The organism is Acinetobacter sp. YH12131, assembly GCF_013418635.1.
GTDB lineage: Bacteria > Pseudomonadota > Gammaproteobacteria > Pseudomonadales > Moraxellaceae > Acinetobacter > Acinetobacter towneri.
The window spans coordinates 101,868-128,595 of record NZ_VPBQ01000006.1; the positions used below are offsets into that span (position 1 = coordinate 101,868).

Here is a 26,728-nt window from a genome sequence, read left to right on the forward strand (position 1 = left end):
AATTTCATAAGCGTAACTGACCGATATCCTCAAGTTTAATTGATATAACTGCCACTTGAGATGACACGACCATCGGTATTGTCATCTGTTACGGGTTCAGTTTCACGGATATAATTTTCGATACTGTCACTGGTTTCAGGAGCTGTTTGCTGAGTTTCAGTATCGGGTTGGTAAACGGGTTCAACTTGATAGTGTGAAAAACCACATGCGGTTGCCTGACGCGGTACATTATTACGATTCACTGGAATATACATCGCACCTTCACAGCCTTGTGCAGATAAATGCCCAGAACTGCGGTCAATCCAATGCCATTGAATTTGTTCGGTCTGACGTAAGTTGACAGGTTTTTGACGCAATTGCTGCATCACATTACTCCAGACAGGCAAAGCACCAGACGAGCCTGTTAAGCCTGTGACTTTGTTATCATCCAAACCAAGCCATACAACGGCTAAATAATTGCCTGAATAGCCCGCAAACCATGAATCACGAGTATCATTGGTTGTACCTGATTTGCCTGCCAATTTTAAATCTGTCGATAAGCTATTGTAAGCTGAACGACCTGTACCAGAACTCATCACTTGCTGTAAGCCATAATTCAAAATATAGGCGGCAGAAGGATCAATAGTTTGTTGTACGGTTAAACCATAACGATCCAGTAAACGTCCATTGGCATCGACTACGGTGCGAATCGCTTTGGTCGGATATTTAAAACCACCTGTGGCAAAGTTACCGTAAATGTCCATCACCTGCATAGGCGATAAATCTACTGCACCCAAGAAAATAGATGGATATTGCGGAACCGCATCACTTGGTACACCAAATTTAATGAGGTGATTACGGAAGGTAGATAATCCAAACTCCTGTCCCAAACGAACTGCAGATAGGTTATAAGACTGAGATAGGGCTTGTGACATAGACACAATCCCATGATCGCTGCCGCTATAATTACGTGGTGTCCAAGATTTACCATCAATTGGGATGCTGATTTGGCTGTCTTCTACAGGACTTGCCCAGTTATATCGACCAGACTCAATCGCACTTAAATAAATAATTGGTTTGAGCAGTGAGCCAACTTGACGTTTGGCATCCAAGGCACGGTTAAAACCCGTAAAATCTTGCGTAGAACCTACCGCTGCCACTAACTCGCCATTTTCAGGATGAGAAATTAGCACCGCGCCTTGTAATTCTTTTAAACGCTTTGGATTGGCTTTGCTTAAACGCTCAACCGATGCTTTAAAAGCATTTTGTACGTTGGTTTGTGCAATCGGATCAAGCGTCGTGAAGATACGCAAACCCTGATTGGTCAAATCTCCTTCTTGATATTCAGTACGTAATTGACGGCGGACAATATCTAAAAAGTCAGGGAAACGGGCAGGGCCAATGGTCGGTTTTGTAATGACATTTAAGGGACGCGCAGTTTCTTTTTCATATTGTTCTTGGTTTAAATAACCCATCACCAACATATTGTTTAGTACAATGTCACGACGTTTTTTGGCAGCTTCAGGGTTGCGCCAAGGATTATATAATGATGGACCTTGTACCAAACCGACCAAAAAGGCTTGTTGTGAAATGTTTAGCTCACGCAACGGCATACCAAAATAAAACTGTGAAGCTAGACCATAACCATTAATAGAATAGTTACCGTTTTGACCTAAATTCACCTCATTTAAATAGGCTTCTAAAATTTCATCTTTGCTGTAATGCAACTCAATCAGCATAGCCATGAGTGCTTCATTGGCTTTACGTTTTAAAGTGCGCTCTGGGCTTAAATAAAAGTTTTTCACCAATTGCTGCGTAAGGGTAGAACCACCCTGACGTTTGCCACCCGTGACGTTGCTGACAATGGCACGTGCAGTACCACGAATTGAAACGCCGTGGTGTTGATAGAAATTACGATCTTCGGTGGCAATAAGAGCTTCAATGAGTGGTTTAGGCACTTTATTCAGTTTAATCAGCACTCGATCTTCATTGTGCTGCGGATAGATTCCGCCAATCAACATCGGTTCTAAACGTGCAATGCCTGTATTAGAAGGCTTGGTGGCACTCACCTCACTAATTTGATTATTGGCAAAGCTGACTTTTAAAACCTGTTCAGGTTCAACACTATCGCCAAAGTCAAAACCACGGGTATGCACAAATAAAGTATTACCATCGCTGACATAACTGCCTGATTTAGCGTAATTATCTGTATTTTTATAGCCAAGCAGTTTTAGTTCTTGAGTAAAGTCGGTCTGGCTGACAGGTGCATTGTTATACACTTCTAATGGGCGTGCAAAAACCTTGGCTGGAATATCCCAACGCTGTCCTTCAAATTTGTCTCTGACAATATTATCCAGACGAATCAAGTAGATACTAAATGCAATAAATCCACCAATAACGATGATGCAAAATAGTAATGCAATTATGCCTATGCCACGCTCAGACTTCATAAATCGCGATAAGATCCTGATAAATTTTGCTAATCATGCGAAGCTTTTACTGAATTTGCAATAATTAATCTGTGACTGAAGGGAAAAATTATGCTCAATTTAATTAAATAGTATTAGCTTGTTGTAAACCTTCGCAGTGATTAAGGTTGGTGCTTAAGTCCAAGATACGATTCATGTGTAGGTCAAAAAATTTATAAGTAAAACTAAAACCTGAATTTAAATAGGGTTGCAAATATTCATCATTACAATTGGTTTCAGTAATCAAGCGAATATATTCTGCGGTAAAATCAGATTTTGTTAGCGGGGTAATAATGGTATAGGCAACATCTTTATCTATGAGAATTACATCTATAAAGGTTGATTTATCTTCATTTTGCAAAGGGAAGGACAGTTTTGTATCTTCTATATCTACTTTAAGTTGTTCCAAAAGATTTTTGTCTGACTGATTTGGTAGGGTGTTTTGAGAAAGACTAACCTTGTTTTCAATAGGCTGAACAAAACTTACGGGTTTATTAGTGTTAAATTCTTGCGCTTTTTCTTGATAGAAATTTAAGTAATCATGTTTAGCCAAAAACATAAGTCCAGCAAAAAATATTCCTGCTCCGTAAATGGCTAAATATTTATTAAGATTCATAAAAATGACCGATATATTCTTTAGAATTTAAGAGTAAAAAAAGATGTGGTTAGAAGTGTGTAGCATACAGATTTTTTATTGTTTTAGCTTGTTAGAAATTTTAAATATATTTGATTTTTCTCGTTTTATAGTTATCTTATTTTGCGAAAAATTTGTGTATGAAAAAGTTTGATAATATAACGATAAATGATGAGAAATAGTGTACTAAAAAATTAGAATTTTGAATCACTAAAGTTTTTTTAAATCAACTAGGTTAGTGCTATGATAGGCGTCGAATCGTAGCGGAGCGATATCGCAGGTGCAAATTTCACATAAGAACTTTCGGAACATTGGACTGATTGGTCGTCCAGACAAATATTCTGTTGTAGAAACATTATGTCTGATTCACGACCATATTTTAGGATTGGGTTTGCATCCCGTTTTTGATTCTGACACTGCTCAACTTGTACCTTATAACAATACCCAAACAGTTAGCCGTGCTTTATTAGGCGAAGTGGTCGATTTGGTGATTGTGGTGGGTGGTGATGGTTCATTGCTGCATGCAGCACGCGCTTTGGTTAAATACAATACCCCTGTAATTGGTGTGAACCGCGGGCGTTTAGGCTTTTTAACCGATATTAAACCGACAGAAGTAATCTTTAAACTTGATCAGGTTTTGCAAGGGCATTTTCAGTCAGACCGCCGTTTTTTACTGGAAATGGAAGTGCGCTCTAAAGGCGAAATCATTTATGAAGCCATTGCCTTAAATGATGTGGTGCTACATTCGGGTAAGTCGGTTCACATGATTGACTTTGAACTGAATATTGATGGGCAATATGTCTATCGTCAGCACAGTGATGGTTTAATCGTTTCGACCCCAACAGGTTCAACGGCTTATGCTTTGTCGGGTGGTGGCCCAATTGTACATCCGAGCATGGATGCAATTGCATTGGTGCCTATGCATCCTCATACCTTGTCTTCACGCCCAATTGTGGTGGGTGGACACAGCGAAATTAAAATCAATATTCGTGAAAACCGTGTGTTGCCAATGGTCAGTGCCGATGGTCAACATAGTGTTTCATTAAATGTCGGAGATAGTTTGCATATACGCAAACATCCTTATAAATTAAATTTATTACATCCACCAGGTTATGACTTCTATATGGCATGTCGTACCAAATTAGGGTGGAATCAAGATTTTGAATCAATGCAACAGCAGGATGAATGATGAATATTGAACAAATGCTTGCCGTACTCGATCCTGAAATTGTTGGACGTTTAAAAACGGCAATTGAAATTGGCAAGTGGCCTAATGGTGTTGCGCTGACCCAAGAGCAACGTCAAATTTGTATGCAAGCAGTGTATGCGTGGGAAATGAAAAACCTGCCTGAAACTGAGCGTAGTGGCTATATTGACCGTGGCACTAAAGAAGAAGGCGAGCAGTGTGATGACGATCATCACAAGCATGAAGAATTTAAACCGATTCGTTTTGTTTAAATGATGCAAAACTGCTTTCATGAAAATTGAAAGATGAAAAAGACACCTGAGATGGGTGTCTTTTTTTGTATCTTCAATGACGTTTTAGTTGTGACGATTTTGCCAAAGCTGCTGTGCGTTTTGCATCGCTACTGCATAATCATCACAAACGCCCATGGTATATAAAGCGATACCTATGGTTTCGGTAATGGCGACTTCACCATACTCATGAGTTTGCTGATCTAGCCAGACGGCTTTAAATACTGCCAAATCCAGTTCTTCTTCTATAGGGCTGCGGTTATCGGTCAGTTTAGGCAGTTCGTGTTCATATAAAGCGCCATTTTTGATGCCACAAATTAAAGTTTTGGCATCGGGGTTGCGTTCAAACTCGCCACCTTCGCCTTTAATCACTGCACTGTTTTGATAACCCAGCTGAAATGCGGCTTGTTGATGTGAACTGCGATAGGCAGGGTGAAAAATCGCCTGCATGGTGGCTTTGGCATTAAAAGGGTTGATTAAACGGGCAAGGGTATGAATGGGTGAACGTAAACCCATCACATTGCGTAAATTAATCAACTCACTCAAAATCGGTGAAATAACATCCAATGGTAAGTAAGCAAAATTACGCTGTGCCAATTGCTGTTCAACGTCTAGGTCATTTTGGCAAATTGGATAATCTAAATATTGCAGTGCTTGTTCGGTATATAAACGGTTGATGGTATGCCCAGAAGCACCATGCATCACCACTTTATAGTTATGTTTTGCTAAAGTCAGCGCTGCCAATAAAAACCACGGATAATGTCTGCGTTTACCTGCATAAGATGACCAGTCTAAATCGACCTGAAGCGGTTTAAATTGCAGTTGATCACGGGTGGCTTGCACAAAACCTGCCAACTCCTCTACAGATTCTTCCTTCACACGCAGCAGCATTAAAAAAGCGCCTAATTGAACGTCCAAGACTTCATTGCGCAAAATCATAGAAAAAGCTTGATAGGCTTCATCATAGGTCAGTGAACGTGCGCCTGTTTTGCCTTTGCCAATAATTCGAATAAATTGTGCAAATGGATGTTCTACATCTTTATAAATATTTCTTTTATTGGGGTTTGTATTTGGCATAAGCGAGTTCACACGACATCAATTTAAATTAGGGTCTGATGACATTTCATAAATGACTTGCGCTGTAGGCTAAAACTGAGCAGATCAGGCATGAAGCGCAGGGAATAGTGGGTCTATTGCTAAGCTTCATAACGCAATCTGAGAAAGTTTTAGCCACAGCCTTTCAGGGCGAGCATATTTTTGCTGCTATTGCGTTATGTGCCAGTCATTTAGAATGACTAAATTTCCTGTCCCATGCCTTATATCAGCTAAAAAATATGCGTTGCCGCAAACATAGACGAATTGTCAACAGACCCTAGTATACTAGTGTATAAACTTCGGCAACAGTTTGCAGCACTATTCATAGCTTCAGCTTGTACGAGCTGCCACAAGTTTCATTGCATATCTGAAATGACGACTAAAGTTTGACTGTAAAGTAAGACAATCTGTAGGGATAACACATGACAGCCTGTATAAAAATGCATAGCATGGATACTATTGAAAACAACAATTGAAAAATAAAGGATTGGATATGCTGGCTTATGATGCTGATTTAGAATTATTTAGAGATAACTTTCGACGTTTTATGCAGGAGCATATTGCACCGCATTATGCTGCGTGGGAACGTGAGGGCATCATGCCGCGCAGCGTGTGGAATCTGTTAGGTGAAAATGGCTTTTTATGTATTGATGTGCCTGAAGAATATGGCGGCTATGGTGTTCCAACGCATTATTCCCTAATGTTGGTCGAAGAGTCGGCACGTGCAGGTTATAGCGCACTTTCTACAGGTATTTCCTGTCATTCTGAAATTGCTGCGCCGTACATTTTGCATATTGGTACAGAAGAACAAAAACAATACTGGCTGCCTAAAATGGTATCGGGTGAAGTGGTTGGTGCAATTGGCATGACCGAGCCAGGCGCGGGTTCAGACTTACAAGCCATGCGTACCAATGCCATTTTGCAAGATGATCATTATGTACTGAATGGTTCTAAAACCTTTATTTCCAATGGTCAGCATGCAGACTTGGTGGTTTTGGCAGTAAAAACTGATCCGCAAGCACGTGCCAAAGGCGTATCGCTCATGTTGGTCGATACGCATTTAGATGGCTTTAAAAAAGGCACCAATTTGGAAAAAATTGGTTTGCATTCACAAGACACGTCAGAGCTATTCTTTGACAATGTCAAAGTGCCGAAAAATCAATTGTTAGGACAGGCAGGGCATGGTTTTGCCTATTTAATGCAAGAATTGCCACGTGAACGTACTGCGATTGCAGCTACTGCATTGGGTGCTATTCGAGGTTCAATTGATGTGACCACACAATATGTGCAAGAGCGTCAGGCGTTTGGACAAGCCATTGGTCAGTTCCAGAATACCCGTTTTGTTTTGGCACAGGCTAAAATTGATGAATTGGCAACCGCTGCTTTTTATAATCAAAACGTCGAATTGTATATGCAGGGCAAACTGGACGTCGAAACTGCAGCCGCTTTAAAAAGCTTTGCGACAGATATGCAAATGAAAATTGCCGATCAATTGCTGCAACTGTTTGGCGGTTATGGCTATATGACGGAATACCCGATTTCTCGTTTCTTTGTCGATGCGCGAATCCAGCGAATTTACGGTGGAACCAATGAAATTATGAAAGAAATTGTCGCGCGTGGTTTATTGGGGCGTTAAAACAATGCCTAAAAGTCCAATTGAATAAAGATCAAGGATCATCTCCAGAGTCAGCCCAGTGCTGGCTCTTTTTTTATGAATTTGATCAGACTTAAAAGCAATGAGCTGATTGATAATTACACTTAAAAATAAAATTACACCGCTTAGAATTAGAGATGCAAAAAAGAAAAGCATAGTTGCCCAGTTTTAAGCGGTACGTTGTGCAAAGTTGCGGCTTAAATGTATAGATTGGTGATGCTTTGATCAACTGTATGTTTTTAAATCTGAAACACTGAAAGTTGTATTGCGCAACATTTGAAAGCTAACTATTGTTATACTATTTGCAAAATGTTTATGAAGGGCGACATAACAATGATCCAAGACGATCAGAACACAACGACTTCTCTTGATCTCGCTAAAATCCGTGAAGATATTGACTCTGTAGATCAACAGATTCAGCAGCTGATTAACCGTCGAGCACGACTTGCTGAAGCGGTGGCGAAAGCAAAATTTGCAGCAGAAGAGAGCCCGTTGTTTTACCGTCCTGAACGTGAAGCGCAAGTTTTACGTAATGTTATGGAACGCAACGAAGGGCCGTTGTCTGATGTGACCATGGCACGTTTATTCCGTGAAATTATGTCGGCATGTTTGGCACTTGAAGCGCCACAAAGTATTGCGTTTTTAGGGCCAATTGGTACTTATACGCATTCCGCAGTACTTAAACATTTTGGTCAAGATGCGATTGTGCGTCCTTTGCTTACTATTGATGAAGTTTTCCGTGAAGTGGAAGCAGGCAGTGCACACTATGGTTTAGTACCTGTCGAAAACTCATCTGAAGGTGTGGTGAACCATACTTTAGATTGCTTTAAATCATCGCCATTAAATGTGATTGGTGAAGTAGAATTGCGTATTCATCACCAATTCCTTGTGTCAGAAAACACTCGTAAAGACAGCATTAAACAAATTTATGCGCATCAGCAAACTTTGGCACAATGCCGTAAATGGTTAGATGTACATTATCCGGGTGTAGAACGTGTGGCACTCAGCTCCAATGCAGAAGCAGCGCGCCGTATTCGTAATGAATGGCATTCTGCTGCAATTGCTTCTGAAATTGCGGCCAATATTTACGAACTCGAAATTTTACATAGCAATATTGAAGATAACCCAGAAAATACCACACGTTTCTTGGTGATTGGTCGTGAGAAAGTTCCACCAAGTGGCAATGATAAAACTTCATTGTTGGTGTCTGCACATGACCGCGCAGGGGCATTGCTTGAGATTCTTGCACCATTTGCGAAGCACAATATTAGCTTGACCAGTATTGAAACACGTCCTGCCTTGCCTGAAAAATGGGCCTATGTATTCTTCATTGACCTAGAAGGGCATGTCGAGCAAGACAATGTACGTGCAGCGATTGAAGAAATCCGTCCATTGGTGAAAGAAATTCGTGTCTTGGGTTCTTATCCTGCTGCCGTGTTATAACCGTATTTAATTTAGTGGTGTGCATGTTTGTCATGCGCGCCACATTCACCACCTAGTCAACTGGAAGTGTAAAATGTCGTTTGTCCCAGCCAATGAAGGCATCTCGAAGTTAAAGCCTTATCAACCAGGTAAACCAATCAGTGAACTTGAGCGTGAGTTGGGGATTACAGATATCGTCAAACTTGCTTCAAATGAAAACCCATTGGGCTGTTCAGACAAAGTCAAAGAAGCCGTTGCAGCAGAAATTGCTGAAATTGGTCGCTATCCAGATGGTGGTGGTTTTATTTTAAAAGACCAAATTCAAAAACAATTTGGCTTTGCGCATGACCGTATTACTTTGGGTAATGGTTCAAACGATTTGCTAGAAATGTTTGCTCGCGCATTCGTTTCAGATCAAGATTCAGTGTTGTACAGCCAACATGCCTTTGCAGTATATGCTTTGGTAACGCAAGCGATTAATGCTCAAGCGATTGAAGTGCCTGCCAAAGGTTTTTCACATGACTTGGATGCTATGGCGGCAGCAATTCAAGACAACACCAAGTTAATCTTTATTGCCAACCCAAATAACCCAACAGGCACATGGTTTGAAGAGGCTGAATTTGAAGCCTTTATGCAAAAAGTTCCTGCACGGGTGATTGTGGTATTAGATGAAGCCTATGTGGAATATTTTCCAGAGAACTTCAATAGCCTTAAATTCCTTGAGCAATATCCAAACTTAATCGTGAGCCGTACTTTATCTAAGTGCTATGGTTTGGCGGCGCTGCGCGTTGGTTTTGCTTTAGCTTCTGCAGAAGTGACCGATTATTTAAACCGTATTCGTCAACCATTTAACGTCAATCACTTGGCAATGGTGGCTGCGGTTGCGGCATTAAAAGACGAAGATTTTATCGAAAAATCACGTATTGCCAACAAAGCAGGCATGGCGCAATTGGAAGCAGGCTTTAAAGCATTGCGTCTGAATTATGTGCCTTCACGTGCTAACTTTATTTTGGTAGATGTAGAAGCCGATCCGGGTCAAACTTTTAATGCCTTATTGAAAGAAGGTGTAATTGTACGTCCTGTGGGTATTACGACCCATTTACGTGTTTCAATTGGCACAGAAGCAGAAAATGCCAAGTTCCTGCGTGCATTAGCCAAAGTATTGGGCAAGGAAGCGAAGGCATAAAACATGGCGCAACCATTGTTTGAAAAAGTTGCATTTATCGGACTCGGGCTAATAGGCTCGAGTTTGGCACGTGTAATGCTGGCAGAAAACTTAAGTCGGCATATTGTGGCATCGACCCGTTCTGAAAAAACGCTGCAAGATGCTTTGGAATTAGGATTAATTGAACAAGGCTTTAACAATCCTGTAGATGCGGTACAAGGCGCAGATTTAGTGGTGTTGGCATTGCCTGTACAAGCGACAGAAAAAGTCTTACGACAGATTCAGCCTTATTTGGCAGATCACGTGATTCTGACCGATGTAGGCAGCACCAAAGGCAGTGTCGTGGCTGCAGCCAAAGCGGTTTTTGGAGAACATTTACCTGCAGGTTTTGTACCTGGGCATCCAATTGCTGGGGCAGAGCATACAGGCGTGCATGCAGGCAAGGTTGATTTATTTGCCAATCACAAAGTCATTTTGACACCATTGCCAAGCAGTGCGCCGTGGGCAGTCAATAAACTGATTCAAATGTGGGAAAGCGCCAAAGCCGAAGTAATTTGCATGGATGTGGAAAAACATGATGAGGTATTGGCGTATACCAGTCATCTTCCCCATTTAATGGCCTTTAATTTGGTCGAACAATTGGCAAATCGGGAAGATAATTTAGACATTTTCCGCTATGCTGCAGGTGGCTTTCGTGACTTCTCACGTATTGCTGCCAGCGATCCACAAATGTGGCATGACATTTTCTTTGCCAATAAAACTGCACTGTTAAAAGCAGTGGATGGCTTTGAAAGTCAACTCGCGATTATTCGCCAACTGATTGAACAAGAAGACTCGCGTGCTTTAATGGGCTTGCTTGGACATGCACAAGCGGCACGACAGCATTTTAATCATATGCTCGCCAAGAAACCTTTTATGGAGAACAATAACGTGACACAACAATTTACGATTTTGCCGGGTGCTAAGACTTTCCAAGGTAAATTTACCGTACCGGGTGACAAATCTGTGTCACATCGTTCCATTATGTTTGGTGCAATTGCCGAAGGCACTACGCATGTGACAGGTTTCCTTGAAGGTGAGGATGCATTGGCGACTTTGCAGGCATTCCGTGATATGGGTGTGAGCATTGAAGGCCCTAAAAATGGTGAGGTCACCATTTATGGCGTAGGTATGCAAGGTTTAAAAGCACCTGCAGGCCCAATTTATATGGGTAACTCAGGCACATCTATGCGTTTGTTGGCAGGCATGTTGTCTGCACAGCAGTTTGACTCTGTTATGACTGGTGATGCGTCACTGACCAAGCGTCCAATGGAGCGTATTGCTAAACCATTGCGTGAAATGGGGGCACAAATTCAAACAACGGGTGAACGTGGCACACCGCCAGTATCGATTACAGGTGCGCAAGCGCTGAAAGGTATTCACTATGATTTGCCAATGGCATCTGCACAGGTGAAATCAGGTATTTTATTGGCAGGGCTTTGGGCAGAAGGTGAAACTTCAGTGACTGAGCCTGAACCAACGCGTGACCATACCGAACGTATGTTACGTGCATTTGGTTATGAAGTGAAAACTGAAGGTAACCGTATTTCATTGCAAGGCGGCGGTAAATTGGTGGGTACAGATATTCAAGTACCTTCTGATATTTCATCTGCGGCATTCTTCATGGTGGGTGCAGCCATTACAGAAAATTCAGATGTAACCTTAGAAGCGGTGGGCATTAACCCAACCCGTACAGGTGTGATTGAAATTCTGAAACAAATGGGTGCAGACCTGAGCGTGGAAAATGAACGTATTGCAGGCGGTGAACCAATTGCAGATATTCGTATTCGTGGTTCACGTACTTTAAAAGGGATTCATGTTCCTGAAGATCAAGTGCCATTGGCGATTGATGAATTTCCTGCATTGTTCATTGCTGCAGCTTGTGCTGAAGGTCAAACTGTACTGACAGGTGCTGCAGAATTGCGCGTAAAAGAATCAGACCGTATTCAAGTGATGGCAGATGGTTTAAAAACCATGGGCATTGACTGCACACCAACTGACGATGGCATCATCATTCAGGGTAAAGGCAAAGCAGGCGACTGGTCAGCGATATTTACAGGCGGCGAGATTGAATCACATCATGACCATCGTATCGCCATGAGTTTCTCTATGGCAGGCTTGCGTACTTCTGGTGAAATTAAAATTGTAGGTACAGAAACAGTAGCAACAAGTTTCCCTACCTTTACTGAGCTTGCAGGTGTGGCAGGTCTGAATATTCAAGTGACAGAATAAGCCAAAACGATAGGGGCTGCGATGAAGAGTCGCAAAGCCTAGACTTTATGCTGAAACAGCCAAGCTTTTGCTTGGCTGTTTGCGTTTTATTGCTTATGCTAAACCCATACAAGAAAAAAGCCTTTGGGTTCGAGCATGCGCAAATTAAAATTTATGGCGAATTGTGAAAATAAACAAGAGTTACAAGATTGCACTCTGGCACAGAATTATGTGGCGAATTTACTTTCACAAAACTTATCTCATTATGGCTTTCAAACGTTGCCGCAGAGTGGTGCACAAGTCGCTGTAAGTGTAGATCAACATGCGCTGCCTTTGGCAGTAAACTGTCAAAGCCGTGGTGAAGATGGGCATCTTGTTTGTGAAATTACTTCATACCCAAATGAGGAACAAGACTGGCTAGAACGAATTACCGAGCAAAGTTTATTAAATCAATTGGCGCAAGCGGTAGAAAATACTCTGAAAGAAGACCAATCTTTTAGTGAGTTTGAATGGAAAGGTTAAACCAAGCTGCAAAGACGTTGGATGTTTAAAATTTATACTTGATTTTTAAATTAAAAATAGGGTCTGTTGACATTTCATAAAGGCAGCCACAGATAAATACAAGCTAAGGCAACTGCGCTTCGAAAGTTTCGCTTTAGCACTTTAATTTTTAATCTGCTCTCTTAATATTTCAGAATCATAGCCTTTATCCATACAGACTATTTCAGTGTCAGTTAAATCTAATTGTTCGACTAAAATAGGGGCAACTTTGACATCATGGGTGGTTCCATCTGAAATAATAAATTCGATCGGGTTACCGTGAGAGTCAACAGCTAAGTGAATTTTAGAACTATTACCCCCAACACTTTTTGAAATATCCTGATTAGGGATTTCTGCTGAATGTTGGTGTGCTCTAACATGAGTAGCATCAATAAATATCCATTCACGATCAGCGTTCTCTGAGAATATTTTAAATATTTTCATTATCTTATCTTTATTAGACCAGCGATTGTACTTTTTAAAAATTGAGTTTGGATTACCAAAAACCTCGGGTAAATCTCTCGAAGGGCATCCTGTTCTAATACGATATAGGATTGCCTCAAAAAAATTTCTCAAATTTGAGTTGAGATAAATATTAAAATTGCGAGAATAGCTTTTAACTTAGACCAGTGTTGATCATTCAACATTGTACGAGGTATAGCGAGTAGTGAATTTGGTTTGGCGATTGAATTTTACTATCTCGCTATTTTTTTATACAGCAAATGTCAACAGATCCTATTTATTTTTTAATTGAAATGTCATCTAAATGACACATCACAACCGTATATTAAGCAGCAAGAACAATACAACAAAATAGTTTTTATTTAACCCGCTTAATTTGGGAGAGTTAAGTGGGTTTTTTATTGCCTAGAGAAAAGTTGTAAGTACTGAAAAAAACCTCAACTGATTAGAGAGAACCAATGTTTTTAAAAGCATGCACTAAAATAAAAGCACCTCATCCTCCACGTTGGATTGATCTAATCGATCATCGTAAGGAAACACGTACTGAACGTGTTTTCCCATAAGGGTAAACAAAAACGCGCATTGGAGTTTGTTGAAAGCTGCTGCTATAGTGAGCGCAGTATTTTTTATTTAGGTGGTTTATGCTCGCTTTAATTTCTCCAGCCAAGACTTTAGATTATGAAACTGCATTACCAAGCGATGAATATACTCAACCTAGATTACTTCAACATTCACAAGAGTTAATTGATGTAGCACGTAAACTTTCTGCTACAGAAATTGCCAGTTTAATGAGTGTCAGTGAAAAAATTGCCACTTTGAATGTCGAGCGTTTTCGTGACTGGCAAGCAGAGTTTGATCTTGCCAATGCACGTCAGGCCATGTTTGCTTTTAAAGGTGATGTGTACACAGGCTTAGATGCTTATAGTTTGTCTGCTGCAGATATTGAGTTTGCTCAACAACACCTGCGTATGCTTTCTGGCTTATATGGCTTATTGCGTCCTTTAGATTTAATGATGCCGTATCGTTTGGAAATGGGCACTAAGTTGCATAATGCGCGCGGTGAAAATTTGTATCGTTTCTGGGGCGATATCATCACCAATTTAATTAACCAAGATTTAAAACATAACCAGTCGGCATTATTAGTTAATCTAGCTTCCGATGAATATTATAAGTCGGTGCAGGAAGCAAAAATTCAGGCTGAAATTATTAAACCTGTATTTTTAGATCAGAAAAATGGTAAATATAAAGTCATCAGTTTTTATGCCAAAAAAGCCCGTGGTTTGATGGCACGTTTTATCATCGAGAATAAATTAGAACGCGCAGAAGACTTAAAAGCATTCAATAGTGAAGGTTATTATTTCGATGCAGACAGTTCTTTAAAAGGCGAATTGGTCTTTAAACGTGACGAGCAAGCCGCCTAACTGTCGGTTTAATCGTTGAAACTCCCATCATGCTAACCTATGGCAGATAGGGGCGAGACTGACCAATCTCCTGTTTGTACTCTTAAAGCTGTTTAAAGGCTTCTATGGCACGTAATCGGCTAAGTTTTAAATCTACAATTGGATGCGGATAATCCAGTTTTAGATTTGGATTTTTCGCATATGGTTCATGAATATTTTTGGCATCTAAATGAGCCAGTTTAGGTAGCCATGTGCGAATATAATCACCATTGGGGTCAAACTTTTGTGATTGGCTTACAGGGTTGAAAATCCTAAAATAGGGCACTGCATCTGTACCAGTCGAGGCACACCATTGCCAGCCACCGTTATTGGCAGCCAAATCACCATCAATTAAATGTTGCATAAACCACTGTTCGCCCAAGCGCCAGTCAATTAACAGGTTTTTGCACAGAAACATTGCGCAAATCATTCTGACTCGATTATGCATCCAGCCCGTTTGCAAAAGTTGTTGCATGCCTGCATCCACAATGGGGATGCCTGTTTTTCCTTGTTGCCATGCTGCTAAACCTGCAGGATCATTTCGCCACGCCACCTGTGCGGTCTGATCTTTAAAAGGGCGGTGCTTTGAAACTTTGGGATAATCAAACAAAATATGTTGATAAAACTCACGCCACAGTAATTCATCTAACCAAGTTTGTTGCCCTGTATTTTCAAGATGAAAATGTCCTTGTGAATGCGCAAAAACCGCAGCCAGACATTGCCGAATGGAGAGAATGCCACAGTTTAAATACGCAGATAATTGGCTGGTACCAGACAACGCTGGAAAATCACGCTGTTGCTGATAATCTTGCATTTGTTCACGCGTAAAATCATCCAACAATTGCTGTGCATGTTGTTCCGTGACTGCCCATAAATTTTGTTGTGCCGTTGGAAGTGGGTCGAAACCTAAGTGTTCTAAACTTGGTACAGTAGAGAGATATTGTTCAGGAAGTTGAATCGACGTTTGAGCTTGTGGCAGAGGAAAGCAACGCGGAATACTGACACTCAACTGTTGATAGGCATACTTTTTAAATGCGCTGAATACCTGATACGGTTTCATGCTCTGATTGCGCACCGTACCCACAGGAAAAAGCGTGCGGTCATGGTACAAAACCAAATCCTGACCGTGTTGGTTCAAGGTTTGTTGAACTTCAAGATCACGTTTTAGCTCATTCACTCCCAATTCAATATTGGCATAAATATTTTGAATCGGATGAGAGTCCTTCAATGTTTGGCATAGTTGGAGCAGTGTTTGTGCAATGTCAGCCCAAGATGGTGTAATTTGAACAATCAGTGGGATATTGAGTTGTGCGAGTTCGTCTTTTAGTGCATTTAATTGACGCAAGTAAAAGTCAATTTTAATGCGCGCATCGTGATGTAAACGATATTGCTGAGGCGAAAGAACCACCACGCCAATACAAGCTCCTGCTTGGCTAGCATGCCAAAGTGCGGTGTGATCTGAAATTCTTAAATCTTGTCGGAACCAAACTAAATTATAGTTTTGCATGGGAAGAATGCTTGATGTGAGCGCTAGAAAGGTGACTTCATTATAAGCATGACTGGGTAAAATTGTCTTAAATGCGAAGGGTTTAATTGTCCAATAAAACGACAATGTGCTGTGTTGATTTTTCCTGTAATGATCTTTCCGCAATAGTCTGCCTGAAAGGATCTTTCAGTCATGTGCTTATCCTGAATTTTAGAATGACAAACAAAAAAGGCAAAGTAAAAATACTTTGCCTTTTGCTTCGATCAATACTGATCTTAGTGGTGATGACCACCCGCACCGTGTACGTGACCGTGATCTAATTCTTCTTGAGAAGCTTCACGGATTTCAACGATTTCAACTTCAAACGTTAAATCTTGACCAGCAAGTGGGAAGTTTGCATCAACAATTACGTTATCGCCTTCAACTGCTTTTACAGTTACGATTTGAACGCCATCATCAGTTTGCGCTTGGAACTGCATGCCTGCTTGGATGTTGTCTACACCTTGGAACATTTGTGCAGGAACTTCTTGTACTAAGTCTGGGTTGTATTCGCCATAACCTTCAGCTGCAGGTACGTTTACAGTAAATTTTTCACCTACTGTTTTACCTTCTAACGCTTTTTCTAAACCAGGGATGATATTACCTGCACCATGCAAATAGGCAAGTGGTTCACCTTGAGATTTGTCGAGAGTTTCACCCTCTGCGTTAGTCAATGTGTAGTGGAAAGAAACCACGAGGTCATTTGCAATAGCAGTCATGTTATTGATCCATTCAATTTTTTAAGGGTACATCATAAAGTGAAACGTGGAATTTGTTATAGACATTTCTGCAAATTCTTCACTTTTCCGAGTTTTTTATGACATTTTTTAGTTAATCGGGGCAATTTTTATAATTTCAATGCAAATTTATGCGTCATACCTATAAATTTGCAGATTTTATGGCAGGCTCATTTTAAGCCCTTTGTATGATGTGTCGATGACAATAAAAAAGATGGGACATTGCCCATCTTGGTGATATTTAATTCTTGAGGATCATCGGCTTCTAACCGAGTGAAGTTTTTTCATCTTCTACAGGTTGATGGCTAAAGAAATTAAACAAACTGCCAAACCACATCATGATTCTTTCAAAAATATTGGCTTCAACAATGTTGACCTGTTCTTCAATCGCAAAGCTGTTAATCAATTGATTATTTTGATAAACGTGTACGGTTGCCAGTTTCATAACCTGTGCCAATGGCGCAGTCAGTAACTTTTCAGACAATTCAATATTGACATGCGTTTGTGTACGCTGTGCAGGTTCAAGTGTTTCTAATTCGCCCTGTGCATTCACAAGTTGTAGACGTTGAGTGCTTTGATCAAACTGCGCCAAGTTAATTGCATGTGGCTGTTCATACAGTGATGTCGTTACAAACTTTGGCTGACTGCTTTCAATCTTAAACATGCGTAAAGTCGATTTCACCACAGGCAATTCTGCAATCATTTGTTTGGGTTTAATCGCGACTTCATTACGGGTATAGCTATAGGCTAAATTTAATAATTGATGTGCCACCTCAGCGCGTTTTTGCGCACTCTTGGTTCCCATCACCACCACCACCAAACGACGTTCAGGTGCATCACTGTCCAGTGTTGGGCGGTTTGCGGTTAGGGCAAGGTTGTAGCCTGCAGCTTTGGTGAAGCCTGTTTTTAATCCATCTACACTTGGGTCTTGTTTTAATAAAATATTGGTCGCACGGTGAAAGTGCTGATTATAGGTAAAACTGGTCTGTTTTGAATACGCTAAATAATCGGGTGTTTCAGTCACAATTGCTTGAGCCAAACGTGCCATATCTGCCGCAGAAGAATAATGATTAGGCATAGTCACACCAGATGGATTCTGAAAATGTGTATCTTGCATGCCCAAAGCTTGCGCTTCCTGATTCATTCGGGCGATAAACTGCGGAACACCACCTGCAACACGTTCACCTAAAGTGAGTGCAGCATCGTTAGCAGACATAATAATTAAGCCTGCCAATAGCTGATCTATCGAAATCTGTTCACCTGCTTTTAGATACATTTGTGATTCATCCCACATCACTTGCTGCACCACAGGTGTTGCGGTCAAGATTTCATCTCGGTCTAATTTACCTGCCTGTATATCTTTGAGCACAATATAAGCCACCATCATTTTAGTGAGTGAAGCAGGTGCACGTTGTACGTGACTATTATGCTCTGCAATCACTTGCCCAGATTGTGGGTCTAAAATTGCCCATGCTTCGGCTTCTACACTTTCAGCTTGAATATTCAATAATGCGGCATGCGTGATTGCGCTGCAGAGCCAGCAGAGCGCCGCAATCAGATAGATAACACGTTTCAAAGAAGTTCCTTATTTACACCAATCCATTGGTGTCACAATGGTTTTAAGCAGAAAAACATAGGAGGATGCTATGCCTTTTTTGCGCAGTTGGCTAGCCATAAATGCAGACAAATCTCGTCTTGACGCATCAATTGCTAAAAAAATGTTAAGCTTGTGGTCAAGTTCTTATTTATACATTTTGTATTGCCCATTATGTTGCATTATCAAATCGAATTTGACGATTATCGTCAGCATCTCATGCATGTCACCCTGCGTTTTTTGGCTAATCCTACTCAGGTTTTATCACTACCGACTTGGATTCCAGGCAGCTATTTAATTCGTGAATTCTCCAAACATCTTGAATCGGTACGTGCTTATGATGAAGCAGGGCGTATCCTCAAAATTCAGAAATTTGAAAAGAATAAATGGCGCTTATTTAATACCGATCATGAATTGATTACGGTGGAATATGATGTCTACGCTTATGATTTGTCGGTGCGTGGCGCTTATGTCGATCAGACGCGTTTATATGTCAATCCTGCCTGTGCTTGTTTGGGCTTAGATGGACAAGAAGAAAAAGCCATTGAAGTTGAAATATTTTTACCAGATGAGCTGAAGCATTTTCAGCTTGCAACAGGTTTGACTGCAAAAAGTTTGGTAAAAGGGCGTTATACCTTAAAAGCCAAAAACTATACCGAACTGATTGATGCACCGTTTGAATTGGCAGAACAAACTCGTTTTAGTTTTACCGCAGCAGATATTCCACATGAATTTGTGGTTTCGGGTAAACATGCAATGAATGCTGCACGTATGCAGCAAGATATTGAAAAAATCTGTGCCACACAAATTGCTATGTTTGGTTCTGCGCCATTTGCACACTATACCTTTATGACCATGGCAACAGGCAATAGCTATGGTGGCTTAGAACATCCAAACAGTACCAGTTTAATTACACCGCGTGATGATTTGCCGAAAGCCAACGAGCCTGAACAACCTTCTAAAGATTATCAGCGCTTTTTAGGTCTGTGCAGCCATGAGTATTTTCACAGTTGGTTGGTGAAATTCATTCGTCCTGAAAATTTTGTGAATTATAACCTGAATCATGAAGGCTATACCTCACTGTTATGGATTTTTGAAGGCTTTACGTCTTATTACGATGATCTGTTATTGCTACGCAGCGGTGTGATTGGTCAGGCGTCTTATTTGGAGCTGCTCAAAGCACAAATTAATCGTTATTTGCAAAATCCGGGTCGTGCGATTCAAACGGTGGCAGAATCTAGTTTTGATGCTTGGGTCAAGTTCTATCGTCAAGATGAAAACTCGAACAATGCAGGAACCAGCTACTATAACAAAGGCTGTTTGGTGGCTTTATGTTTAGATTTGGGCTTGCGCTTACGTGGTTCAAGCTTAGATGCATTAATGCAGAAATTGTATGCTAATGCGCAACAGGGCATTCAAGTGCATGAGCGCACCATCTTTGAATTATGCAAAGAATTAACGGGGGATGATTGGTCGGAGCAAATTCACCATTTAATCAACACGACTGATGAATTGCCGCTCGATCAGTTATTGCCTGAGTTTGGTGTTGATTATCAGCTAAAACAGGACAAGTCTTTGCCATTTGGTTTGAAAGTGGCAGATAAACCTGAAGGGGTATTGGTACAATCTGCACATCGTGAGGGTTCAGCGGCAAAAGCGGGGCTTTCTGCGCATGATGTGATTATTGCGATTGATGGTTTAAAAGCTACGGTAAAATCCCTTGAGCGATATGCCAAACAGGATGCAATTTATACTGTTCATGCTTTCCGCCGTGATGAGTTGATGACTTTTGAGCTAAATACTGCGCAGATTGAATTGCCAGAAGTGGTATTAAATGTTACAGATCAGGCAAAAGTAGAGCAGTGGTTGAAAGGCTGATTGAAAATTTAATTTAATATTCAGCTATAAAAAAATGGATGCTTCAGCATCCATTTTTATGTACTTTACAAGTTGAGTTTTTACTCACCGACTTATTAACGCGCCCGACGTCCACGGCTTTTGGTATTAGGGCGTGTAGTACCATTGGTCTTACGACGAGGTTTCTCACTTTCTTCCATTTGCCAAATACGTGGCGTACCTGATTTTTTCTTGGTAGTGCCATCTTTATTTTTCTTTTGATGGATTGGCTTGCCACCCGTACCACCAGGTTTTTTCACATAAGAACGCGAGCGATACGGTTCAGCAGCAGGCACATCTTTAAAATCAGGATACAACAACGGTTCGATTTCTTTAGTTTCACCGGGTTGTAAACCCAATTGCACCAAATCAATTGAACCAATTTTGGTGCGGATTAAACGCAAAGTTGGAAAACCAACCGCAGCCGTCATACGACGTACTTGGCGGTTGCGACCTTCACAAATTGAAATTTCAATCCACGAAGTAGGTACAGAAGCACGGAAACGTACAGGAGGATCACGCTCCCACAACCATTCAGGCTCATCGACTTTATACGCTTGCGCAGGTAAAGTTATTCCATCTTTCAGTTCTACGCCTTTACGCAATTGTGTTAAGGCGTCTTCAGTGACATCACCATCGACTTGAACCAAATAGGTTTTGTATTTTTTATTGGCTGGATTGGTAATAAACTGATTCAAGGCGCCATGATCAGTCAAGAACACCAAGCCTTCCGAATCCATATCTAAACGACCAGCTAAACGTAAGTCTGGATCATCAACAAAAGCCGACATGGTGAGATGTTTTTCATCTTCACGGAATTGAGAGAGAACGTCATATGGTTTATTTAAGATGACGATTTTCATAAGAAATGCTTCTTTAAATTCAATAAATTGGGAAAATTGAGAGTATTTAAAAGGAAAAACGGGCGATTTCCAATTAAATCGCAAATACAGTGCGTTTGAGATGGCTCTATTATGCGATAAGAATGGGGGAAAGTATTGCTTATTGATAAATATTTTTTTGGTGTGCTTGCCAAAATGAGCAGCAGTATCACAACGATTAAAAACTAGAAAGCTAAGCGCTAAAAAAGCCCAATGTTGGGCTAAAGAAGACAGCTTTTACAAACTTGGCATCACAGCCAATAACATACTTCCCTGATACTACTGCTCGCTTTATGCCGAATTAGTCCAAAATCAACCCGCTTGGCAGATTGAAAGTACAGAAATTGGCTAGGCACTTATAGTGAAAAGAACTTAAGATGAAATAAGTGTATATATTTTTAGGATCATGAGTTCATTAATGAAAATTTACCAAGTCGATGCTTTTAGCCATGAATTATTTAAAGGCAATCCTGCTGCCGTACTTGTTAGTAAAACATGGTTAGCTGATGATTTAATGCAAAATATCGCATTGGAAAATAATCTGTCCGAAACCGCTTTTGTCAAAATGATAGATGCAGAAAACTTTGAAATCCGCTGGTTTACCCCCATAACAGAAGTCGATTTTTGCGGACATGCCACACTTGCCAGCAGCTTTGTTTTATTTAAGGATTATACAGAGGCAAATACAATTCAATTTCATGTGAAAAATTTGGGGATTTTTACAGTTCAGCAACAGCAAGATGGCAAAATTTGCATGAATTTCCCAATTCGTGCTGCCCAACAAGTTGAAGATTATCCCGATATTTTACGCCAAGCTTTGACTAAACCATTTAAAAACGTCTATATCAATGCGCAAGCCTATATTGTGGAATATGAATCGGTACAAGATGTGTTAGATGAACAGCCTAACCTTGAATTATTAAAACAATTGGGACAGTTGCGCACAGCCATTACGGCACAGTCGAGTGTTGATGTTGCGATTACTGCCTCTGCAAATACACAGTATGACTGCGTATCGCGTTATTTTGCACCAGCCATGGGCATTGCAGAAGATCCTGTTACAGGTTCAATTCATACTGCAATTGCACCGCTATGGGCAGAAAAATTACAGCAAACCGAACTTGTGGCATATCAGGCTTCTGCCCGAGGTGGCATACTGTATTGCAAGATGTTGCCTAATGGTCGTATCGAAATTTCAGGTTATGCACAGCTATATTTGCAGGGCGAAATCATGATTTAAACTATGTCCTGCATTAGATTTCTTTCATCCTTTAAAAATGATCAAATGCATAGTCAAATTTACGATTGATCATTGCTTTATTTTTGTCATATTAAGTTTTCATCTTTCTTTATAGGAAAAAAGCTGAGATGAGAGTAGTTTGCAAGTTTTGCTTGGTTTAAATCATATATTTTGCAAATTTTTACGGTTGATTTAATCGCAGCTTGGTATGCTGTTAAGCTCAAGTTGAAAATTGCCATTTTCGATGGCAAATCAAAAATAGAATGAAATCAATCGGGAAAAAGAAGTTGCTACGTTTTAAAACCCTCACTTTATCTTTATGTGTACTGGCATTCAATGGCGTGGTTTTCGCCCAGCCAGTTTTAGTAAAATCTCAGCAAGAAATACAAGAATATCAACTTGATAATGGCTTAAAAGTCATTTTGGCACCCAATCAAAAAGAAAATAAAGTCTTTATGAATATGGTGTATTTAACGGGCTCATTGAATGACCCCCAAGGCAAAGGTGGTTTGGCACATTTGTTGGAACATTTGGCATTTAAAGGTACAGAAAATGTACCTGCCGAGGAATTTCAGCGCCGTTTAGATCAATATAGTTTAATGCACAATGCCAGCACCGACTATTATTCGACTAAATACACCAACATCATTCGTCCTGAAACTCGCGCAGTCAATGAGATGATTTATCTTGAAGCGGAACGCATGGATAAGTTGGTCATGCAGGAAAAATATGTGCCTGCCGAAATTGCGATTGTAAAGCGTGAACGTGAAGTGCGGATGGATCAACCGTTTTCAGTCTTGATAGATCAGGTGTGGAAATCGGCCTATGGCAATCAGTATTTCGGACGCTTACCTATTGGCGATTTAAACGAACTGCAATCCATCAAAATGCAGGAATTAAATCAATTTTACCGCACATGGTACGCGCCGAATAATGCCATTTTAGTGATGACAGGCAAGTTTGATCAGGCAGCGGTGTTAAAACAAATTGATCAACATTTTAGTCCAATTGCAGCACGACAAATTCCCAAACAAGTACAAGTGCCTCGATTAGACAGTAACAAAATTCAGCAACGAAATTTTGTGGTACAAAAGGGCAGTCAACTGGCCAAATTTAATCTGTATTTAAATGGCAATGACGAAAAGATCAAAACCGCTTTGGCGCTGTCACCTTATTTACATACGTTGCAACCGAGTGGGCATTTGTATCAAGCACTGGTAGAAACAGGCAAAAGTACCATGGTGCAGTCCAGCACTTGGTTAGATCAAGATTTTAATTTGGTGCTGATGGGGGCTTTGTATGCACCGAATCATGATGCCAAGCAATTACAAGCTGGCTTGAATCAAAGTATCGAGCAGGCAAAAAACTTTGATGATGCCGAGTTACAACGTGTGAAAAACTTGATTCAAAATCAGGCAGACAGTGTAATGAATGATGCGGTGGCTTTGGGTGGTCGCTTGAGTGATTATGCTGTGGCGTATCAAGGTGATTGGACACAATATTGGCGTGATTTAAACAATATTCAACAGTTAAATGCAGATGAACTAAATCAGCGTTTAAAACAGTTCTTCACTGCACAGCATCGGGTCATTGGCGATATTCAGCCCACACCTGAAGATCAAAAACAGGCACTCACAGCAAAAAATAATCTAAATACAGCAAAAACTTTAGATCAGCAAGATACACCTGTTACACCTTTGAAAGATGTGAAAAGTTATCAGCAAGAAGTGACAGACTATGTGCAAAAATCTAAACAAGCTTTGATTCAAAATGAAAAAAAGATTCAGCGTGGCAGCTTAAAAAATGGTGCCAAGTATGCATTATTTCCAACTGCAACGCGTGATGATAAAACCTATGCCACTATTTCGGTAAATTTTGGTACGGCACAATCTTTATTTAAGCAGGGCGAAATTTTAGATTTAACCGCGTATTTGTTGCTGCGTGCATCTCAAGAGCATAGTTTGCAAGACATCGCCGATCAGTCAATTGCTGCAGGTGGTTCGGCTTTTGCACAAGCCGATGCTAATGCGATTCATATTCAAATTGTGGCAAAAAAAGAAAAGTTTAATGCGTTTTTTAATTTTGTTTTAGATGTCATGCAAAACCCAAGTTTTGAGCAAAGTCAGTTTGATTTAATTCGTTCTCAAAGTTTATCCAGTTTAGAACGACCTTATACCGAGCCTGAAACTGTGGCTGCTTTGACTATGGCGCGTTTAATTGAAATTTACCCGCAGGGCGATTTACGCTATCACTTCGAACCTGGATTTGCGAAGCAACAACTGCAAGCTGCAACCCAAGCGCAGGTGCAGCAGTTATATCGTCAATTTTTCGCCATGAATTATGCACAGATTGCCATTACAGGTGAGTTTGATCCGAAACAAATCAAAAAAACTTTAGTTCAGCGTTTAGGACAATCGCGTAATACGGAAGCATATCAACGCTTAGATTCAGCCTATACGGCATATCCTGCGAAAAAGTTGCATGTATTAGCAGAACAGCGTGAATTTGGCAGTTATCAAAGTCTATTGACCTTACCTTTGGGCGTGAATCATCCTGACACACCTGCCATGATGGTACTGAGTTATATTTTGGGCGAATCGCAATTGTCTTCACGTTTGGCGCAAGAACTACGTGAAAAAAATGCATTGGTTTATGGTTTTAGTAGTGGTTTGAGTTTAAGTGAATTTGAACAATCGGGTGCACTCAGTATTTCTGCGCAATACAGTGCAGGCAAGTCGACTCAAGTGTCACAGGCGGTGCATAAAGTGTTGCAGGATTTGCGCCGTGATGGTGTCAGCTTGCAAGAAGTTGAAGCTGCAAAAGCCGATATTTTGAAAAAACGTGTGACTGCCTTAGAAGATGAACGCAGTATCCACCGTATGTTGGTACCGCAATTAGAACAAGGTCGTGATTTACGTTACCGTGAGCGACGTGATCAAGCGTTAGCAAAACTCAGCAAAGCCGATGTAGATGCTGTGATTCAGAAATATTTACGCTTAGAACGTTTGCTTGAAGTAGCCGCCGATCAATATGGTCAAGCCAATGTTGAGGTGCTGCCGTTAAAGCCGCAGTCTAAATAAAGATTCAATTTAATTTTGAGCAGATACAAAAAACGCATCCATTTCGATGCGTTTTTTGTCTTCAAGTTTGCTATCTATGCTCAATTGGCTAAAGCTTTATAAACGATAAAACTGTTTGGCATTATGATGAAACACTTGCTGCAAAGCATTTGGATGATAGGCCGCAACAATATCACTAGTCGCATCAATTAAATTGACCAAAGACGTGCTCACTCGATCCATTGGAAAATTGGAAGCAAACATCAACCGATATATTCCAAAGCTTTGTAAGGCATGCTGAATCAGTGGTGCAGTTAAATCTATAATTTCCTGTTTTGAGGCTTCACGTTTTTGCAAGTGAAATTGATGTCCTAAAACAGGCATAAATAACCCTGAAATTTTGCTGTAAACATTTGGACAGTGTGCCAACTCGGCAATATCTTCTTGCCAACGAAACAGAATGTTTTCCCGTGCTGTTTTGGTCACGCCTGTATGTGTGCCAACTTGCCCGAACAGCCCTGCAGGTGTGCCCAAATGGTCAAGTACAATAGAAGTTTCTGGAAATTGTTTAGCCAGCGCCAAGACATCGCCCAATTGGGTCGAATACGTCCATGCATCAAAACTTAAATTATATTGCGCTAAAGCTTCAAAACCTTTTAGAAACTTTTTGTTCCGATATAAATGTGGTTCGTCTGCCCAAGAGAAAATCCCGTGATCTTCATGCACGGCTGCCATTTTACGAATTCCACGGAAGTTTGGAGAGGCTTTGTGATGTAATTTTAGAATTTTCTTAAAATTAGAATCGCGCGGGTCTGCAGTGGCGACAATCGCGCCCAAAGCCAAACCATTATTTTTAAAATCCAGACTTTCTATAAATTCGGTTTCACCAACTACACCTTTGCCTTTATGGTTGTGCCAATTGGCTTCAATATGCACAACTTTTTCAGCCGTATAAAAACCTAAGTCGCGGGCATAATGCTCAGGTAAATAGGGCGATGTGACGTGCTCGGTGCGTCCCAAAGTTTCAATGAGTGTTTTCGGTTTTATCAGGCGGATGGTTTTATCTAGCAAATTGGGATGCTTGCCCAAAAGCTTAACAGCAAGTCGTGCGCTGTGTGGCGTGTTATACGGATCCCACTGATGAATATGTGCATCAATGAGTGCAAATCCTAGATTCTGCATAATGATCCTGTTTTTATGACGCTATTATTT

The 26,728-nt window shown here is 40.6% G+C and carries 19 protein-coding genes and 1 pseudogene; 11 read left to right on the plus strand and 9 right to left on the minus strand.

Going from position 1 to position 26,728, the window contains the following annotated elements; all coding sequences use genetic code 11:
* Positions 1-35: 35 nt before the first annotated feature.
* Positions 36-2,429, minus strand: coding sequence for a penicillin-binding protein 1B (gene mrcB, locus FTU66_RS06580; protein ID WP_180112508.1), 2,394 nt, complete (start codon positions 2,427-2,429; stop codon positions 36-38).
* A gap of 103 nt (positions 2,430-2,532) precedes the next feature.
* Positions 2,533-3,063 (minus strand): hypothetical protein, encoded by a 531-nt coding sequence (locus FTU66_RS06585; RefSeq protein WP_180112509.1) that lies wholly within the window; start codon positions 3,061-3,063, stop codon positions 2,533-2,535.
* Between the two features lie 289 nt (positions 3,064-3,352).
* Between FTU66_RS06585 and FTU66_RS06590 the strand changes: the two genes are divergently transcribed.
* Both FTU66_RS06590 and FTU66_RS06595 read left to right on the plus strand, forming a co-directional pair.
* Positions 3,353-4,270, plus strand: a complete 918-nt coding sequence (locus FTU66_RS06590) for an NAD(+) kinase (protein ID WP_207973958.1) — start codon at positions 3,353-3,355, stop codon at positions 4,268-4,270.
* Positions 4,270-4,539, plus strand: coding sequence for a YeaC family protein (locus FTU66_RS06595; RefSeq protein WP_004972971.1), 270 nt, complete (start codon positions 4,270-4,272; stop codon positions 4,537-4,539). The genes FTU66_RS06590 and FTU66_RS06595 overlap by 1 nt, the downstream gene beginning before the upstream one ends.
* 84 nt (positions 4,540-4,623) lie before the next feature.
* On the opposite strand, the gene FTU66_RS06600 is transcribed toward FTU66_RS06595, so the two are convergent.
* A complete protein-coding gene (locus FTU66_RS06600) occupies positions 4,624-5,634 on the minus strand; it encodes a glycosyl transferase family protein (RefSeq protein ID WP_167846106.1) in 1,011 nt (336 codons plus the stop codon).
* A 511-nt stretch (positions 5,635-6,145) separates the two neighbouring features.
* On the opposite strand from FTU66_RS06600, the gene FTU66_RS06605 reads away from it, so the two are divergent.
* From FTU66_RS06605 to FTU66_RS06625, 5 genes are all read left to right on the plus strand, one after another.
* A complete protein-coding gene (locus FTU66_RS06605; protein WP_180112510.1) occupies positions 6,146-7,288 on the plus strand; it encodes an acyl-CoA dehydrogenase family protein in 1,143 nt (380 codons plus the stop codon).
* Between the two features lie 351 nt (positions 7,289-7,639).
* On the plus strand, positions 7,640-8,749 hold the full coding sequence (gene pheA / locus FTU66_RS06610) for a prephenate dehydratase (RefSeq protein WP_180112511.1): 1,110 nt from the start codon (positions 7,640-7,642) through the stop codon (positions 8,747-8,749).
* Between the two features lie 73 nt (positions 8,750-8,822).
* Positions 8,823-9,914 carry a histidinol-phosphate transaminase gene (hisC, locus tag FTU66_RS06615; RefSeq protein WP_180112512.1) on the plus strand — a complete coding sequence of 364 codons (1,092 nt, stop codon included), beginning with the start codon at positions 8,823-8,825 and terminating at the stop codon, positions 9,912-9,914.
* 3 nt (positions 9,915-9,917) lie between these two features.
* A complete protein-coding gene (locus FTU66_RS06620; protein ID WP_180112513.1) occupies positions 9,918-12,164 on the plus strand; it encodes a bifunctional prephenate dehydrogenase/3-phosphoshikimate 1-carboxyvinyltransferase in 2,247 nt (748 codons plus the stop codon).
* 135 nt (positions 12,165-12,299) lie between these two features.
* Positions 12,300-12,665, plus strand: coding sequence for a hypothetical protein (locus FTU66_RS06625; protein WP_004972981.1), 366 nt, complete (start codon positions 12,300-12,302; stop codon positions 12,663-12,665).
* A gap of 74 nt (positions 12,666-12,739) precedes the next feature.
* On the opposite strand, the pseudogene FTU66_RS06630 reads toward FTU66_RS06625, so the two are convergent.
* Positions 12,740-13,342, minus strand: a pseudogene (locus FTU66_RS06630) (IS5 family transposase).
* Positions 13,343-13,786: 444 nt separating this feature from the next.
* Between FTU66_RS06630 and yaaA the strand changes: the two are divergent.
* Positions 13,787-14,566, plus strand: coding sequence for a peroxide stress protein YaaA (yaaA, locus tag FTU66_RS06635; protein WP_179991061.1), 780 nt, complete (start codon positions 13,787-13,789; stop codon positions 14,564-14,566).
* A gap of 82 nt (positions 14,567-14,648) precedes the next feature.
* Here the strand turns inward: yaaA and FTU66_RS06640 are convergent, their stop codons facing one another.
* From FTU66_RS06640 to FTU66_RS06650, 3 genes are all read right to left on the minus strand, one after another.
* The gene (locus tag FTU66_RS06640; RefSeq protein WP_180112514.1) at positions 14,649-16,091 is read right to left on the minus strand and encodes a deoxyribodipyrimidine photo-lyase; all 1,443 of its coding nucleotides are present in this window, start codon (positions 16,089-16,091) and stop codon (positions 14,649-14,651) included.
* Positions 16,092-16,345: 254 nt separating this feature from the next.
* Positions 16,346-16,828, minus strand: a complete 483-nt coding sequence (slyD, locus tag FTU66_RS06645; protein ID WP_004972992.1) for a peptidylprolyl isomerase — start codon at positions 16,826-16,828, stop codon at positions 16,346-16,348.
* 283 nt (positions 16,829-17,111) lie between these two features.
* Positions 17,112-18,422 carry a D-alanyl-D-alanine carboxypeptidase family protein gene (locus tag FTU66_RS06650; protein WP_180112515.1) on the minus strand — a complete coding sequence of 437 codons (1,311 nt, stop codon included), beginning with the start codon at positions 18,420-18,422 and terminating at the stop codon, positions 17,112-17,114.
* 192 nt (positions 18,423-18,614) lie between these two features.
* Here FTU66_RS06650 and FTU66_RS06655 point away from each other — a divergent pair, with 192 nt between their 5' ends.
* Positions 18,615-20,318: a M61 family metallopeptidase gene (locus tag FTU66_RS06655; RefSeq protein WP_180112516.1), complete on the plus strand. Its 1,704-nt coding sequence runs from the start codon at positions 18,615-18,617 to the stop codon at positions 20,316-20,318.
* A gap of 95 nt (positions 20,319-20,413) precedes the next feature.
* Here the strand turns inward: FTU66_RS06655 and FTU66_RS06660 are convergent, their stop codons facing one another.
* A complete protein-coding gene (locus FTU66_RS06660) occupies positions 20,414-21,199 on the minus strand; it encodes an rRNA large subunit pseudouridine synthase E (RefSeq protein ID WP_180112517.1) in 786 nt (261 codons plus the stop codon).
* A 436-nt stretch (positions 21,200-21,635) separates the two neighbouring features.
* Here FTU66_RS06660 and FTU66_RS06665 point away from each other — a divergent pair, with 436 nt between their 5' ends.
* Both FTU66_RS06665 and FTU66_RS06670 read left to right on the plus strand, forming a co-directional pair.
* Positions 21,636-22,457 (plus strand): PhzF family phenazine biosynthesis protein, encoded by an 822-nt coding sequence (locus FTU66_RS06665; RefSeq protein ID WP_180112518.1) that lies wholly within the window; start codon positions 21,636-21,638, stop codon positions 22,455-22,457.
* Positions 22,458-22,720: 263 nt separating this feature from the next.
* Complete coding sequence (locus FTU66_RS06670; RefSeq protein ID WP_180112519.1) at positions 22,721-25,537, plus strand: pitrilysin family protein; 2,817 nt, start codon at positions 22,721-22,723, stop codon at positions 25,535-25,537.
* A gap of 96 nt (positions 25,538-25,633) precedes the next feature.
* Here the strand turns inward: FTU66_RS06670 and FTU66_RS06675 are convergent, their stop codons facing one another.
* Entirely contained in the window at positions 25,634-26,698 is a 1,065-nt protein-coding gene (locus tag FTU66_RS06675) for an amidohydrolase (RefSeq protein WP_096901876.1), read from the minus strand.
* Between the last annotated feature and the right edge of the window lie 30 nt (positions 26,699-26,728).